The following is a 16,026-nucleotide window of genomic DNA, read 5'->3' as shown; positions in this document are numbered from 1 at the left end:
TCTGTCGGCTGCAAATGCATCTTGGCGTAACAATAATTTCCAAGCACGGATGAACCTCTAGTTTCCTTTCAGCAATCCCATCAATAACGACTTAAGTTTTGAACGAAAGATACGGTATCTTAAATAATTGCAAATTAAGTGTTTTCCCAATGGATTCAGATCGCTTTTCATGACTTCGCTAATTCCGGCGCGAGCCAAACCACGATACTTTTCAGGAGTTCTGTTCCAATTAATACTCAGGCTGCTTTTCTGATACCGCTTAAAGCAAAGTGTTTGTGGAACACGAACAAATGACCCCAATAGCGACATATCTAACATCCAGGTCCAATCGGCGCTAAACTCTCCATATTGACTCTTTGGAATGCCACCAATTATTTCAAAAGCTTTTTTGCGAAACAGGCCTCTATTCGGAATCCACCAATGAAAATCCGAACGACGGCGCGCAATCAGAAAACCGCGCATTGTGGCACTCTTAACCTCGGAAAGTTCTTCGCATTTCAAAAATTGTTTTGTTCCGTCCGGCTCCACCAACTCAAGATCGGAATAAGCCAGTATCGCGTTTGGGTCATCCTGCAGAGCTTTGACGAGCAATGATACGTAATCCGGCGCAACGACATCGTCATGAAAGGCGAAAAACATCATTTCTCCGAGCGCATTTTTCATCAAATCATTGCAATTGCCGAGCCAGCCGAGATTCTCCTCTCGTTCCAATATCCGAATATTTTCATATCGCGCGGCATATTCATGGATGATTTCAGGTGTCCCATCTGTCGAGAAATCATCTCCGATCAATATTTCCAGTCTCGGCCAGCTTTGAGCGACCAGGCTATCCAGCGTCTCGCGGATAAATGCTTCGGCATTATAACTGGGTAGCAGGGCGGTAACGAGAGGAGTATCCACGCTTTTCTCGGACATTTCAGTTGTAATGGTTGTGTCTAAATGCGGTTCGGGTGTGGACTCCATCGACTGGTTACCCCATTAGCTCTTTAGTGATAATAGTTGCCAACTCAGGCGCTGAAGAATATTTTCCAGTGTCGATTGAATAATATTGCCCCTTTCGATTGATCCCGAATTTATCCCTGAAATGCAATGTAGAGGACCTTCTGGCGATCGAACCTTTGCCTTGAGCAAACACAAAGCCGCCTTCAACCCTAATCTCTTGCGCCGCATTTAATATGTCGTCAGCGCCGAATAATACCGTCGCGATGCCGGACTGAATATTTCCCACGATCTCTTTTTTTTGTTCAGTTGTCAGTGGCGCGGGCATTTTCGGTAAAACATCGGTGCTGTCTGACAGAAGGCCGGCGGGGTACCATGACAAATAGAACGATTGATCGTCGTAATTCTTGACATCACCAAATGCTCCTACAGCGACAAACGCACTGGGCGTTTTTACGACTTTTTTTGTTTTTACAAAAAGTGATACCCGATAGCGATTTGACCAAACGCCACTTGGCGGTAACCCAACCTTCGCATCCAAACCCATTCGCCCATACCAAAGAGCATTAATGACGCAATCATAATCTTTATGAGTTTTAGGTCCGTTGGCCGTTTCTCCGATTACTTGCCAGGATCCGTTGTCCAGATCTTGGGGTACAACATTTGTTACGGTGAAATTTGTTTCCAGATTAACTTTTTCGCTGTCAGCCAATGCTGAATTATAAAGATCTGCAATTATTCCCGTCTGCACAGAGCGCTCCGGTACGCGAAAGCCTGCCACTGCAGTTTCCGGGTCAGCAATTAATTCTAACTCTTCTCTACTTATTTGACGAGAGGTATAGCCGGGCAAATTCCCAAAGTAGTCATTTGCGTTAGGGTGCGATCCCGCTAGGTCGTCCAGCCTTTTCAGATATCCTTTAAAGTCTCTCTCGTCGACAACTGAATCTTTGTGCAAAATGAAAAGGTCATCTTCAACAGTAGAAAATGAACGAATATCAGTTTGCAGGATTTCGGAAACTATCGGTGCAAATGACATACCGCCGGATAGAACGTGACGGGCAGATGATAAGGTCTGATCACCTGCGTAAATATACCCCAAATGTATCTTTCCTTCATTCCACCTGCTGGCCCCCATCATCGGCGCGTCATCTTTCTCAAATAAAGTGACTTCGGCGCCTCGCCTCGCCAGTAATATGGCGAGGCTGCTGCCCATAATACCAGCCCCCAGAATGGCAATACGCATTTTAAAAAACTTCCTGATCGAATGGATTCACTGGGTCGCTTTCATCTGCTCCAAATAAAAATAGTCTGACTCATCATAACTTGTGTCACAGCACACCATGAGCGCAGAGTTTTTATCCGAATATTTCTGAATAGACCAAACTCCGTGTTCTATCAGCAGGCAATCTCCAGCCTTAGCTAATTTCTCTGTTTCAATTTTCCCTTTGTATCGCAATTCGATCTCGATTGTACCTGAAACATGCATTAAGAATTGCCGGCCATGATAATGACCATGTCCGCCCCTTTCGATATTTGACGATGCTTTAATAAGAAGTACCCTTTTAATGGGAAAATTTATTTCTGAAAGATCGACTGGAACAAGGCTCCCCCGCTCATCAATTTTTGGGGCAACTTTATACACTGCAGCTTTGCCGCCGAGAAGGCTATTCAATAGTTTCATACACGCTTCTTCGATTTGTTCAGGACTTGAGTTATTATATCTATTAGTAAAGCACATGAAAGAATTTCTGTGGAGCATTAAGTACAGGGCGCCTGGAGCGTAATTGGGAAATGAAGTTCGACGAATTAAGTCAGGCTGGAAATCAATCTGAGTGTTCAACAGCACTAAGTTGTACACCGCTTTCCGAGACGTTCGGTGTGCTCGTTTCCGGCGTGGATTTGTCAAAGAACGTCCCCGAGACCATGAAATCTGCCCTCAAAGAAGCGCTTTTCAAACATCAGGTTCTGCTATTTCGACACCAAAACCTGAGTGAAGATCAGCAAGTTCAATTTGCGCAAATATTCGGCCACTGCCGGGTACTTTGGCAGAATCCGCATTATCCCAGCAAAAACGATCTCGTCCACTATCTCAGCAACGTAGATAGGAAAGGGAAGCCCATTGGCCGTCATCCAGATCCCGGCTCTACTCATTGGCATAGCGATGGATCGTGGGCGACTGAACCAAGCAGGGCAACAGTTCTGGGTGCTATACAGGTGCCAGAGGGAGAAGGAACAACCCATTTTGCAAACATGTACCGGCTGTACGACGATCTTGAGCAGCGAACGAAGGATTATTTCGAGACTCTGAAGGCGGAGCATAATTTTGAAATTGCGCGAGCTGCACGGCAACAGCGGCTCCCATCACAGTGGTTTCGGTCGGAGGCTGATTGGCGATCGATTTTGAAGCAGTTGAAATGGTGGACGAGTGTCATGGGGAGGCGATTTCGTGACGGTGCCGTATATCATCCGGTGGTCCGTCCTCATCCGGAAACCGGTCGTCCCGCTCTTTTTATCGGAGATCATGCTTGGCGGATAGCCAACAAGTTTTGGCCCACCGGAGTAAAGCTGATGAAAGAGATAAACAGCCTCGAATTTAATTCAGAGGCAACTTACACTCATCAATGGCAACCTGGAGATATGCTAATTTGGGACAACGGAAGCGTTTTACATAAAGTTGGGACATATAATATCCTCAATCAGGTAAGAATAATGCGCCGATGCGTGGTGGAGAGTAGCGAGCAGCCAAAGAGGCGCGGCCGCGATACTTGACGACAGTGTTTTTTAACTGATCTGAGGCTTGACACCTTTTCTGCCGGTCTGTCTTGCCACTCACATAAACCCTGAGTATCCAGCACATCGCATGGAAATTGAACGCCAAACCTTCATCCACTAGATCAACGGCCTGCCACGCACGTGGATTTTGTACCCTTTAGTCACAAAACCGATATTGGGTTATCTTTGCCGGTTGGAATGATTGAGGTAGGCGTAAAGACTTTTGTTCCGGATATGACACGCATACAGGCCTCAAATCTTGTCCATCCATAACGCACAGTCTTTTGGCCAATAGCGCATTTATCAAGGGTTTAATTGCGTATAGCAGTTTTTCTGCCACAATATAAATTAGCATTTTCTACTGCTTGAAAAAAACCGCTTGACGTTTGCGTGGATCGGAATATTTATGCGAATGTTCGGGAGTGTGGCGACAGAATCGACGATTGTCGCGCGACGGCCCCTCTTGACATAGAGAACCATCTTAAGATGAACTCACCAGTAGCTGGCCAAGCGGCAAAGGAGGCCGCTGAGCCTCCCAGTCTAGGCTTCTTTCAAAGCACTGACTTTAAACCTTTCCCTCACATTGTTGCAGATAATGTCGCTATGGCGGAACCGTCTGCATTTCCCATATCGGAGCGTTCCCGCGCTTTCAAGAACCAGTTTTTCCCGCTCGCCACCGACGCGGAATGGCTGGACTGGCGGTGGCAGCTCAGAAACCGGATCAGGTCCCTTGCGGGTCTGGAACGGATTTTCAATCTGTCCGCCGACGAGCGCGACGCGGTATCGCGCCATACGGGGTCGTTGCCCATGGGCATTACTCCCTACTATGCGAGTTTGATGAGCCTCGATAACCCCTCCGAGGGTCTTCGCCGCACGCATATTCCGGTCGGTAATGAATTCATCAAGATGCCGGGCGAAGCGGACGATCCGCTTGGCGAGGATCATGACGCGGCAGTACCGGGCCTTGTCCATCGCTATCCGGACCGGGTGCTGTTTCTCGCGACCGGTTTCTGCTCCACCTATTGCCGCTATTGCACGAGATCGCGCATGGTCGGCGAGGCGGGCGGCGAGTATGAATTCTCGAAATCCCAGTGGGAGAAGGCGTTCGACTATATCGCGGCGCATCCTGAAATCCGCGACGTGCTGATTTCGGGCGGCGATCCGTTGACATTGTCGGATGACCGGCTCGATTATCTGCTGACGCGTCTCCGGGCGATCGAGCATGTGGAATTTATCCGCATCGGCTCGAAAATTCCGGTGGTGATGCCGATGCGGATCACCAAGTCGCTGACGGATGTGCTGAAAAAGCATCACCCGCTGTGGATGAGCATTCATTTCACCCATCCGGATGAACTCACGCCCGAAGTGACCGAGTCGACCGCGCGTCTTGCCGATGCCGGTATTCCACTTGGCAGCCAGACGGTATTGCTGAAGGGGATCAATGACGATCTCTCGATCATCAAGCCGTTGATGCATGGCCTATTGAAACGCCGGGTGAAGCCCTATTACCTCTACCAGTGCGACCCGATCACCGGGTCTTCGCATTTCCGGACGCCGGTCGCGAAGGGCCTCGAGATCATCGAGGGTCTGCGCGGTCATACGACGGGCTATGCAATCCCGACCTTTGTGATCGACGCCCCAGGCGGCGGCGGCAAGATCCCGTTGCTTCCCGACTATGTGGTCGGGCGCGATGGGGAAGATCTCATCCTCCGTAACTTCGAAGGCGGAACCTACCGCTATCATGATCCGGGTGGCGTGATCGGGACGGAGCCCTGTCATCAGGAGGCCGCGCAATGAAGCTCGGCCTCGTGTATGACCTGCGCGACGACTATCTCGCCCTCGGGTTCTCGGAAGAACAAACGGCGGAGTTCGACTTCCTCGCCACCATCGATGCGCTCGACGGCGCTCTCGGCCAGCTTGGCTGGGACGTCGAGCGCATCGGGCGCGGGCAGGAGCTTGCGCGCCGGCTGGCGGACGGGGAGCGGTTCGATCTCGTCTTCTCCATCGCCGAAGGTCTGCACGGACGCTCGCGCGAGGCCCAGGTTCCGGCGCTCTGCGAGATGTTTGACCAGCCCTACGCCTTCTCCGATCCGCTGACCATGGCGGTGACGCTCGACAAGCCGGTGGCGAAACGCATTGTCCGCGACAGCGGCATCCCGACGGCGGATTTCGCGATTATTTCGGACGCGGGCATACCGTTGCCGGAGATTGCTTTTCCTGCATTCCTGAAGCCGATCGCGGAAGGAACGGGCAAGGGCTGCGGCGGCCGGTCGAAGGTGTCGAACAAGGCGGAGCTGAAACGCGAAGCCGCGCGGCTGATCGAAAAATTCCAGCAGCCGGTGATTGCCGAGACCTATCTTGAGGGCCGTGAATTCACGGTTGGCATTGTCGGCAATGGCGCGTCGGCACGAGTGATTGCGGTGTTGGAAATTGCCGTGAAGCCCGATGCGGATAGCGGGATCTATAGTTACGAAATCAAGGAAAACTGGGAACCGTTCGTGACCCTGTCGCTGGCAGACGACGCCGAAGCACGGCTTGCCGGAAAGAGGGCGCTGGCTGCCTATCATGCGCTCGGTTGCCGCGATGCGGCGCGGGTCGATCTTAAATCCGACGGTCTGCGCTCACCCCAGTTTCTTGAGGTGAATCCGATTGCCGGATTGCATCCGACCCATTCGGATTTGCCGATCCTGACGGTGAAGGCGGGCTACACGTATGACTGGCTGATCGGTGAGATCGCCGCCTCTGCCTGTGCGCGCTACGGCCTCACTTTCCCGGAAACAGGCGTCCGGGCGGCCTGAGACGTAATGACAGACTACATCCCGGTCCTGCATGGAGGCACCGATCTCCGCGCAGACGAGCTGGATACCATCGAGAGTGCGAAGAGCATCGCGGCGGCGCTGGTAAGGCTTGGCTATCGAAGCGAGGTCATTGCGCTTGATATCGATTTCACCGTGCTTGAGACAATTGCTATGACGAAGCCGCTCGCTGTTTTTAACTTGGTTGAGAGTATTCGCGGTGACGGCCGCCTCGGCCATCTCGCCTGCGCCCTGCTCCAGCATTTCAACCTGACCTATACCGGAGCCGGGGAAACCGCCTTTTTCCAGAGCAACTCGAAACGGCTCTCGAAATCGCTGCTTCGCGCTGCGAACCTGCCGACGCCGCGAGAATGGCATGCCGCGGCGCCTCATGGGCAGAAAGTCATCGTCAAGTCGGTCAACGAGCATGCCTCCTTCGGGATGGATCAGCAGTCAATCGTCGAGGGGCATGAGGCGGAGGAGGAGATCGCCCGCCGCGAGAAGGAGTTTGGCGGACGTTTCTTCGCCGAAGCCTATATCCCGGGGCGCGAGTTCAATATCTCGATGGTGGAGACGAAGAAGGGGCCCATGGTGCTGCCGATTGCCGAAATGCGCTTTGATGGGCTGCCGGAGGGAACCTATCCGATCGTCGATTACGCGGCGAAATGGGATGAGGAGAGCGATGTCTATCATCATACGAGGCGCCGCTTTGGTCTTGAAGCTCGGGAGCCGGACCTGGCGTCAGAACTCTCCCGGATTTGCGTCGACTGCTGGTATGCGGCGGATCTTGCAGGATACGCGCGCGTCGATTTCCGCGTCGATCCCGCCGGGCGGATCTATATCCTTGAATATAACGCCAATCCCTGCCTTGCGCCGGATGCCGGATTTGCCGCAGCACTCAGCAAGGCCGACATGAGCTACGAGGATGGCATCCAAATGATTGTCGAAGCCGCACTGGCGAAGGGGTTGAACTGATGTTTCGCATTCGTACCCTGACCGACGCCTCGGCGCCTGCCAACCAGAAGGCAATTGCGGAAATTCAGACGATTATCCGAGACCAGTTCGCCGATATGACGGACAAGGATGTCGCCAAGCTGCCGGACCAGATTTTCGATCCGATCACCCATCAGTTCGTCGCCAAGGTCTCTGTCGCTGAAGATGGACGCGGGCGTATTCGCGGCTTTTCTCTGCTGCTCGTCGATCCGCAACTCAACTTCGGCTATCTCGAACTGATTGCAACAGCCAAGAGCGGATCGGGCGGCGGCGTCGGCGCGGCTCTTTATGAGCAAATCCAGCAGCGCGCGCGGGAAAAGGGCTTGCGCGGTATTTATTTCGAATGCCTGCCCGATGATCCGAAGCTGAGCCCCGACCCGGTGATCCGCAAGCAGAATGAGGACCGGCTCCGTTTTTATGAGGGTTTCAACGCCTTTCCAATCATGGGCACCGAATATGAAACGCCGGTGACGCCGGGAACGTTCGACAGTCCCTATCTGGTGTTTGACGGACTCGGTGAATTCATGCTGCCGCCCGCGGTGACCTTGCGTCAGATCGTCCGCGCGATCCTGGAGCGGAAATATGCCGATCTTTGTCCACCGGAATATGTCCAGCGGGTTGTGGAATCGATCAAGGACAATCAATTCGCCATCCGGCTGCCGCGCTATGGCAGTAAACTGCCCCAAGTCAAACAACAGGCTGTCGCTGCGAAAATCCCGCTTATCGTCAACGACCGGCATGATATTCACCATATCCGTGAACGCGGCTACGTCGAGGCGCCGGTCCGCATCAAGTCGATCCTGAAAGAACTGGAGCCGACTGGGTTTTTTGAGGTGACGGCCCCAAAACATTACGGCGACCGCCATATCAAGGCGGTCCATGACACCCGGCTCGTCGATTATATCGAGCGCGCCTGCGCCGATGCGCCCGAGGGCAAATCGATCTACCCTTATGTTTTCCCGATCCGGAATGCGCAAAGGATGCCGAAGGACCGCTCCGTGCTGGCCGGGTACTGGTGCATCGATACCTTCACGCCGCTCAACCGCAACGCCTATCCGGCGGCGCGGCGGGCGGTCGATTGCACCCTGACAGCGACGGAGGCGGTCTTGAACGGCGCGCGTGCCGCGTATGCGCTCATCCGTCCGCCTGGTCATCACGCGGAAAGCCGCGCGTTCGGGGGCTTCTGCTACTTCAATAATTCTGCCGTCGCGGCCCAGTATCTATCGCGCTATGGGCGGGTCGCGGTGCTTGATGTCGATTACCATCATGGCAACGGCACGCAGGACATCTTTTACGAACGCGGCGATGTGCTCACCGTCTCGATCCATGGCGACCCATCTTTCGCCTATCCCTATTTCACCGGCTTTCGCGACGAAACCGGTCGCGGGGCAGGGGCGGGCTGCAATCTCAATATTCCGCTTCCCGAGACGATTACGCCCGAGGATCACCGCGAAGCGCTCAAAAAGGCGTTCGCGCGCATCCGGGATTTTGCGCCTGCCTATCTGGTGGTCGCACTCGGTCTCGATGCCGCAAAGGGCGATCCGACAGGCACCTGGCCCTATCGCGCCGCCGATTTCTTCAAGATGGGCGCGCTGATCGCCGGGATCGGCCTGCCGACGGTTTTCGTGCAGGAGGGCGGCTATCGTGTTCGCAATCTCGGTGTCAACGCGCGGCGCTTTTTCGAAGGTGTGGTGAGCGTCGTTAAAGCGCCGGACCTGACCTGGGAATTGAAACGCAAAGGCGGCGCCGGCAAGAATGAGCCGATGAAGTGGCGGACGTCGGTTCTCCCGGCGGACGTTGCCGAAATCCGCCGGATCGTCATGGCGACCAACGCCTTTTCCGGTGAGGAAATCGATATCGCGGCGGAGCTGGCCGAAGAGCGGATCGCCAAGGGGCGGGCCTCCGGCTATGAATTCGTTCTTGCGACGCAAAATGGCAGACTCGCAGGATATGCCTGCTACGGCAAGACGCCGGGAAGCGACCAAGCGTATGATTTATACTGGCTGGCCGTTGATCCGGATCGTCAGCGCAGCGGGCTCGGGGCCCAGATCCTGGAGCGGGTCGAGGCGGGCATCCGGAATGCGGGGGGCGCGTTCTCGATTGCGGAAACCTCGTCAACCGCCGCCTATGACAAAGCTCGCGCCTTCTACGAGCGCGTCGGGTTCGAGAAAATTGTCGAAATTCAGGATTTCTATCGGCCCGGCGACAACAAGGTCATCTACCGGAAAAACTGTCTATCGCCATCCAAATAGCGCTAAGCAATTTGCCTGCCGCCAGGCTGAAACCTGTGGTCAATATACCTCCCGGCCGCCGGGTTATATTTATTTCGAGCACCGAATGTGATCAACTCGCCGATCTTGGCGGCAGGCCTACCAAATGTGGCATGGATATACGATGCATAACTAATCTCACTTGCCTTTAGCACTCCTCACTTCGCTAACTAACCTTGCATTCTCAATCGCTATGACGCTTTGATCAGCGAAGATTCTAGCGATCAGCAAGCTCTTTTCTTCAAAGGGACGCAATTGTTGGCGATAAATCGTAAAGGCGCCGATCAGGCCTTCTTTCGATACCATGGGAATGGCCGTAAACGACCGCGCCCCTCCCAAATTAGCGGTGGCGTCCCTCAAGGGATCTCCGTGACGATATATTTCCTCCATACGGACATCGGCGATATTGATAATATCCGTGTCGGAGACCATGCGTCCGAGACCCGTATTGGGACTGACATGAAACCAGTCTTGCTCGGTCAGCCATGTCTGGAACGCCAGTGGGATCTCCTTGATATACGTCGCCTTGAAGCCTTTTTCGGGACTATACGCGAACAGTATTCCAAATTGCGCGTCGCATAATTCGAGTGCATAGCCAAGAACGGCAGAAATGACTTCCTGAATATTGCCCGCTGATCTGCTGATAATACTCAGCACTTCGCTCAATGCGCGTTCCCGGCTGATCGCCTCTTCAAGACTAAGGGCCAGCTCCGAGATCAACATGGCTTGTTCCTCCGAGTTTTTGGATTGTGGTTGTTCTCCTTCAAGAGCTTTAAGTAGTTCAATTTTGGAGGATACGCCGAGTTTCCGATAGATCGTCGCAAGATGCGTGCGGACTGTAGAGGGCGCGATGTGAAGACTTGTGGCAATTCTTTGATAATTCTCGCCGCGCGCATAGGCTGCTGCAATTTCCTTCTCTCGCGGGCTTAACAAGGCTTAATTCTCCGAAATAGGGGATACTTTAACAACAGCTAATTGCGCCATCAAAGCAGCATAATGCATCTTGCGTTATCGCCCTATACATCAAATGCAGTAGATAAAATACTGCAACTGTCTGATTTTCACCCTCTCCTTCCTTCACTAGGCTCATGCAAGAAAGAATGGAAGATTGTCCCTCAAAGCTCTCGGCTGGGCATATAGTTACATCTATTTACTCGCAAATGTTGGAGGTCGCTCACTATGGAAAAGCGAAGAATAGTCATCATCCGGGACACCGCTTTCGCAGATCCGTATGGTATATCCTGCGCGCCCGTTACCCGGATTGCGGCGGCGGCTGTGATTAAAAACCCCCTTGCCAATGGATACAACGCAGACCTTGCTGAATTATTTGATATTGGGGCCGCACTCGGAGAAAGCCTTATGGATGAGTTGGCGACCATGTTGCCAAGCCCGCCTGTCAGTTACGGTAAAGCGGCCCTTGTGGGCAGTAGAGGGGATATGGAGCATGGCGGTGCGCTGATACACCCGAAACTTGGAAAACATATGCGCGCGGCTTTGGGCGGAGGCAAGGCGCTGATCCCCTCAAATGTCAAAATCGGTGCCGTGGGCTCCTGCATTGATGTGCCGCTTGGACACAAAGACGAAGCCTGGTCCTTTGCACATTTCGACACTATGACCGTTTCCGTACCGGATGCCCCGCTCCCGGACGAGATAGTGATGATCATGGTGATCGCCGATGGTGGGCGCATCAATCCACGGGTCGGCGATGGCCCGATAACCGACTAAGGACAAAGGACGTTCCATGGCTATTCGCTGGCGTATCCTCTTGCTGCTTTTTTTCGCACGGGTCGGGCTCGGGTTGCAATTTCAAACGCTGGGATCCGTCAGCAATAACCTTATCGAGGCATTTGGTCTGGACTATACCGAGATAGGCACCCTGATCGGATTGTTCATGCTGCCAGGCCTATTTCTTGCCATTCCTGCCGGTCTGTCAGGGCGTTACTTTTCCGATCGCGTTCTGGGAGGCGGCGGTCTGTTATTATTGGCCGCAGGCGGATTGCTGTCTGGATTTGCGCAGGACAGTATGCTCGTCGGATTTGGCCGATTGGTGAGCGGTGCGGGCTTTTTATTCTCGACATTATATTTTACGAAAATGACGGCGGATTGGTTTGCTGGCAAAGAGATTGCGACGGCAATGAGTATTCTCGTGATGAGTTGGCCCTTTGGTATTGCAATCGGCCAGATCGGGCATGAATGGCTTGCCGAGACCGTGGGTTGGCGCTGGGCGTTCCTGACTGCTTCCAGCTATTGCGCCATAGGCACTCTTGCCATCCTCAGCTTCTACCGCCCGCCCTTAGAGGCCGCTATCACACGGCGAGATCAGCCAGCAATCGGACTCAGCCGTCGGGAACTGGGCTTGACCTTGATCGCCGCGGCGGCATGGGGTCTCTTCAATGCCGCATATGTGATTTATCTCAGCTTTTCACCTCTGATGCTTGAGGAAAATGGGATCGGAGCTGTTGAAGCCGCCGCAATTATCAGCGTTGGAAGCTGGGTCATGATTATTTCCGGCGCTGCATGTGGTCAACTCGCGGATCGCAGCGGTCGGCCGGGTATTGTCCTGACCATCTGCATGATTGGCGCCATGGTCGCGTTGGCCTTATTGGCGGGTGACGGCAACCCACTCTTCTCCAGCCTCCTGTTCGGTTTGATCGGCATGGCCCCTGCCGGAATAATAATGGCCCTCGCCGGCGAAGCCATGCGGCCGGATCGTCGCGCCTTCGGCATGGGGATTTTCTTCACCGGTTATTATGCGATTATGACGGTTGGCCCACCGATTGCCGGATGGATCTATGATAGGTCGGGAAATGTCTTTGATCCTATTATCATGAGCATTGCACTCTTTGGATCGGTAATTTTTGTCTATGGAATGTTTCGCCTGATAAAGAGCAGCGAAAAGACGATCCTGGCATGAACCTGGGGAAAATGGCGCCCAAGCGCGGATACGGAAGACTGGAAAGCTAATAGTGCGGTGGCGTGTTATCAGATGATACTGGAACAGCGATATGGCAAACTAAAATTCAAAATGTAACATGAGATATGCTTACATCATGCCAATGACAATTCAGGCTCTATAGTAACAGTATTCTAGATAATTAGCGTTAATTCAAAATCTGAGTGGCCGCGCCTAATTATCCCAAGCACTAATATCCTTTTCCTCTGACGCTGACCTGACATCGCCCTGACTACTGGTTATACTATCCACAAAACAAAGGATAGAGAGGCATGGCGGTTTCACGATCCCTAATTGGGTTGAAAGATAATCTGACAAGCTTGATCATTGGCAGGCTTTGGCTTCAGGTAATTATTGCAATGATTCTGGGGGTCGGATTCGGTGTGTTAATTGGCCCGGCAGCCGGGTTTTTTGATAAGGATACCGCCGAAACGATTGCCGGATGGGTGGCGTTACCTGGCAGGGTGTTTCTGCTTGCCATCCAGTTTATTATTATCCCCCTCATTGTCGCATCGGTAATTCGGGGAATCGCAGCTGGAGAGGCGACAGAAAACATTGGTCGACTGGGAATAGCCACCATACTGTTTTTTGTTTTTACTACTGTTATTGCCGTTATAATTGGCATAGCGTTCGCGCTCATCATCGAGCCCGGGGCATACATTGACAGCACGCATTTGAAGGCAGTCATCCCCGATTCAATGCCGGATGTTAGCGGGGCCGGTAAAGTAGGTCTCCCTACTTTGAAGGAGCTTCCAGAAATGCTGACTGGACTGTTTCCCAAAGATCCACTCGCAACTTTTGTTAGCGGTAATATGCTGCAAACGGTAATCAGCGCTATCATCATCGGCGTTGCGCTCGTGGCCATGCCATCGGGCCAGCGCAAACCAATACTCGATCTGCTTGGGTCAATCCAGTCAGTCTGTATGGTCATTATCGGTTGGGTGCTTAAGTTTGTTCCCTATGCAGTGTTTGGGTTGATTGCCAGCATAAGTGCGCGCGTTGGTATCTCAACACTTTTGGCAACAGCTGTATATGTGGCGACTGTTTTAGTCGGCTTGCTTGCCTTATTTGCAGTCTATCTGGCGATCTTATTAATTGCAGGCCGTAAGAATCCCCTTACTTTCCTTTCAGATTCTAAAGAAGTAGTGTTGTTGGCGTTATCTACGTCCAGTTCGGCCGCCGTCATGCCGCTTACGTTGAGTACAACAGAGGAAAAACTGGGTGTCCGAACCGGTGTTTCTCGTTTCGTAATCCCACTGGGAACAACGATCAATATGGGCGGCACAGCCCTATATCAAGGTGTGGCAACACTTTTCCTCGCTCAAGTGTTCGAAGTTGAGATTGGTCTTTCCGGTATGGTTCTCGTTATCGTTATGGCGACGGGCGCATCCATTGGTTCACCGGGCACACCCGGCGTTGGAATCGTTATTCTGGCAACTATTCTGGAAAGTGTCGGAATTCCAGCTGCCGGTATTGCACTGATAATCGGAGTTGATCGAATTATCGACATGTGCAGAACTTCAGTCAATGTCATTGGGGATATGGTTGCAAGCGTGATCCTTGATCGATTGATGCCTGATCCGGATCAAGCTGTCGAATATTCCCCGTAAGGGTTACCTTTCAATTTTTATACTTTCCGAATATGGTGCTTAGGGATGGATTTGGACCACTGACAGGCAGATAGCGTGTCGGCATGCTATGCGAAAGCGGTTCTTGTGGCAGCTGAATTGTAGTTTGTTTATATGCGGGAGCGGAAGATTAAGGCTCCGGGCTATAACCACCTTCATCGCCTCTGTTGATTTGGATGTTCAGTATTTTGTTCCTGTTTAAAGCGGCGGGAGCCATATATACTGTTGACGGTGAATGCCTGTGTTCCCTAGGAACAGTTCAATAATGACCCTCCTATTAGACCATTAAAATTTCAGTAGGTTATACGATGAATGATGCAGTTGATTTGACGAACAGAGATAGTTTTAGGCACTGGACCCCCGTAACTATTCGTTTCTCGGATCAAGATCCTTTGCAGCACGTAAATAATGTAGCATACGCGGCCTATTTTGAGGCAGCACGCACCATGTTTTTAGGCGGGTTGTTAAACGCCGATGAGAATGTGGAAATCGATTTTATTCTTGCCCGCGTTGTGATTGATTACCTGAAAGAAACTCACTATCCCAATACAGTCGAGGTTGGTACGAGGGTTAGCAAACTAGGCACTAAATCGATAACAACAGGATATGGATGCTTCGTCGGTGATGAATGCGTTGCAACATCGGAAAGCGTAAATGTGTTTTTTTCAACGGTAGAACGTAAATCTGTCGCCATCCCTGATGCCGTTCGCGCGAAATTAGAGGCAGATCCTATGCAAGAACACAATAAAAGTGGGTATAGCCGAAATCACTAACACTCCGAGTTCGGATTTCTTGGCATGCGTAATGTCTCGACCCGCCCCTTCCTCTGATAAAGCCGTTGAACTGGTTAATCTGTCATAACATTGGTCTGGACCGATTGGTGCAATAGGTCGATCTGTCCAAACCCGCTAAGAAAGGGAACTTCGGCCGCATCCAGCCCAACGCCAATTATTGCTATTTCATTCGCTTCCGCCATGCCTGAAGTATCGACAAGATGCCAGCTTCCCGCCAAATAGATCTCTGCTACCGCATGAAAATCAGGCGGGGTTACGCCTGGCGCATAGACGCTGGTAAAGCGCGCAGGAATGCCGGAGGCGCGCGAAAACGTGATCATTAGATGAGCAAAGTCGCGGCAGACGCCCTGACGCTGCACGAAGGTATCGAAGGCTGTCGTTTGGTTATTGCTGGAGCCCGAAACATATCGCATCTTTTTTGTAATCCAGTCCCGCATTGCGGCAATGCATGCGCCGCCTTCATATTTTCCGAACTCTGCGGCTGCAAAGGACTGAAACTCGACCGAGGGGCAATATCGCGATGGCATTAAATATCTGACGGTGTCACCGGGCAAAAGATGTAATGGTACGGCGTCCAGTTCAGCAAGTTCAAGAGCAGGTCGATTAACAGAGACGCGCGCTGTATAATGACATGTAAGCTCATCATTCATGTGGAGCCAAATGCGATCGCCAATGCCCTCCTGGGCGGCGACCCGTGCGAAATGCTCATATGTTCCCAGCTCAAGATTTGTACTCAATAACTGTTGATCGGGAAGATCGGCAATCTCAATCTGCATCAAAATATCGGTTGGCTCTTTCAGGCGATAATGTAACTGAACGTCAATATCCAACTGCATGGGTGTTTCCTATAGAAAGTCAGTATGACAGTTTCAGACGCCACAA

14 protein-coding genes are annotated in these 16,026 nt (G+C 52.2%); 9 read left to right on the top strand and 5 right to left on the bottom strand.

Going from position 1 to position 16,026, the window contains the following annotated elements; translation table 11 throughout:
- Positions 1 to 57 precede the first annotated feature (57 nt).
- The 3 genes from AACZ19_RS16525 to AACZ19_RS16515 are packed head-to-tail and all read right to left on the bottom strand — an operon-like array spanning position 58 to position 2,620.
- Positions 58 to 963, bottom strand: a complete 906-nt coding sequence (locus tag AACZ19_RS16525; protein ID WP_339635608.1) for a glycosyltransferase — start codon at positions 961 to 963, stop codon at positions 58 to 60.
- A 7-nt stretch (positions 964 to 970) separates the two neighbouring features.
- The gene (locus AACZ19_RS16520; RefSeq protein ID WP_339635607.1) at positions 971 to 2,182 is read right to left on the bottom strand and encodes an FAD-dependent oxidoreductase; all 1,212 of its coding nucleotides are present in this window, start codon (positions 2,180 to 2,182) and stop codon (positions 971 to 973) included.
- Between the two features lie 27 nt (positions 2,183 to 2,209).
- A complete protein-coding gene (locus AACZ19_RS16515; RefSeq protein ID WP_339635606.1) occupies positions 2,210 to 2,620 on the bottom strand; it encodes an FdtA/QdtA family cupin domain-containing protein in 411 nt (136 codons plus the stop codon).
- A gap of 110 nt (positions 2,621 to 2,730) precedes the next feature.
- Here AACZ19_RS16515 and AACZ19_RS16510 point away from each other — a divergent pair, with 110 nt between their 5' ends.
- From AACZ19_RS16510 to AACZ19_RS16490, 5 genes are all read left to right on the top strand, one after another.
- Positions 2,731 to 3,708 (top strand): TauD/TfdA family dioxygenase, encoded by a 978-nt coding sequence (locus AACZ19_RS16510; RefSeq protein WP_339635605.1) that lies wholly within the window; start codon positions 2,731 to 2,733, stop codon positions 3,706 to 3,708.
- A gap of 606 nt (positions 3,709 to 4,314) precedes the next feature.
- Complete coding sequence (locus tag AACZ19_RS16505; protein WP_339635604.1) at positions 4,315 to 5,508, top strand: KamA family radical SAM protein; 1,194 nt, start codon at positions 4,315 to 4,317, stop codon at positions 5,506 to 5,508.
- A complete protein-coding gene (locus AACZ19_RS16500) occupies positions 5,505 to 6,509 on the top strand; it encodes a hypothetical protein (protein WP_339635603.1) in 1,005 nt (334 codons plus the stop codon). Before AACZ19_RS16505 ends, AACZ19_RS16500 begins: the two co-directional genes overlap by 4 nt.
- A 6-nt stretch (positions 6,510 to 6,515) precedes the next feature.
- A complete protein-coding gene (locus AACZ19_RS16495) occupies positions 6,516 to 7,481 on the top strand; it encodes a hypothetical protein (protein WP_339635602.1) in 966 nt (321 codons plus the stop codon).
- A complete protein-coding gene (locus AACZ19_RS16490; RefSeq protein WP_339635601.1) occupies positions 7,481 to 9,751 on the top strand; it encodes a GNAT family N-acetyltransferase in 2,271 nt (756 codons plus the stop codon). The genes AACZ19_RS16495 and AACZ19_RS16490 overlap by 1 nt, the downstream gene beginning before the upstream one ends.
- A gap of 156 nt (positions 9,752 to 9,907) precedes the next feature.
- On the opposite strand, the gene AACZ19_RS16485 is transcribed toward AACZ19_RS16490, so the two are convergent.
- Positions 9,908 to 10,702, bottom strand: a complete 795-nt coding sequence (locus tag AACZ19_RS16485; protein ID WP_339635600.1) for a LuxR C-terminal-related transcriptional regulator — start codon at positions 10,700 to 10,702, stop codon at positions 9,908 to 9,910.
- Positions 10,703 to 10,948: 246 nt separating this feature from the next.
- On the opposite strand from AACZ19_RS16485, the gene AACZ19_RS16480 reads away from it, so the two are divergent.
- From AACZ19_RS16480 to AACZ19_RS16465, 4 genes are all read left to right on the top strand, one after another.
- Positions 10,949 to 11,494: an amino acid synthesis family protein gene (locus tag AACZ19_RS16480; RefSeq protein ID WP_339635599.1), complete on the top strand. Its 546-nt coding sequence runs from the start codon at positions 10,949 to 10,951 to the stop codon at positions 11,492 to 11,494.
- A 16-nt stretch (positions 11,495 to 11,510) separates the two neighbouring features.
- Positions 11,511 to 12,683 (top strand): MFS transporter, encoded by a 1,173-nt coding sequence (locus AACZ19_RS16475; RefSeq protein ID WP_339635598.1) that lies wholly within the window; start codon positions 11,511 to 11,513, stop codon positions 12,681 to 12,683.
- A 311-nt stretch (positions 12,684 to 12,994) separates the two neighbouring features.
- A complete protein-coding gene (locus AACZ19_RS16470; RefSeq protein WP_339635597.1) occupies positions 12,995 to 14,332 on the top strand; it encodes a dicarboxylate/amino acid:cation symporter in 1,338 nt (445 codons plus the stop codon).
- 326 nt (positions 14,333 to 14,658) lie between these two features.
- Positions 14,659 to 15,123, top strand: coding sequence for a thioesterase family protein (locus AACZ19_RS16465; protein ID WP_339635596.1), 465 nt, complete (start codon positions 14,659 to 14,661; stop codon positions 15,121 to 15,123).
- Between the two features lie 74 nt (positions 15,124 to 15,197).
- On the opposite strand, the gene AACZ19_RS16460 is transcribed toward AACZ19_RS16465, so the two are convergent.
- Complete coding sequence (locus AACZ19_RS16460) at positions 15,198 to 15,980, bottom strand: transglutaminase family protein (protein ID WP_339635595.1); 783 nt, start codon at positions 15,978 to 15,980, stop codon at positions 15,198 to 15,200.
- Positions 15,981 to 16,026: the final 46 nt, after the last annotated feature.

This window comes from uncultured Sneathiella sp. (assembly GCF_963973085.1).
Classification (GTDB): domain Bacteria; phylum Pseudomonadota; class Alphaproteobacteria; order Sneathiellales; family Sneathiellaceae; genus Sneathiella.
This window is presented reverse-complemented; position numbering and strand designations above follow the sequence as displayed.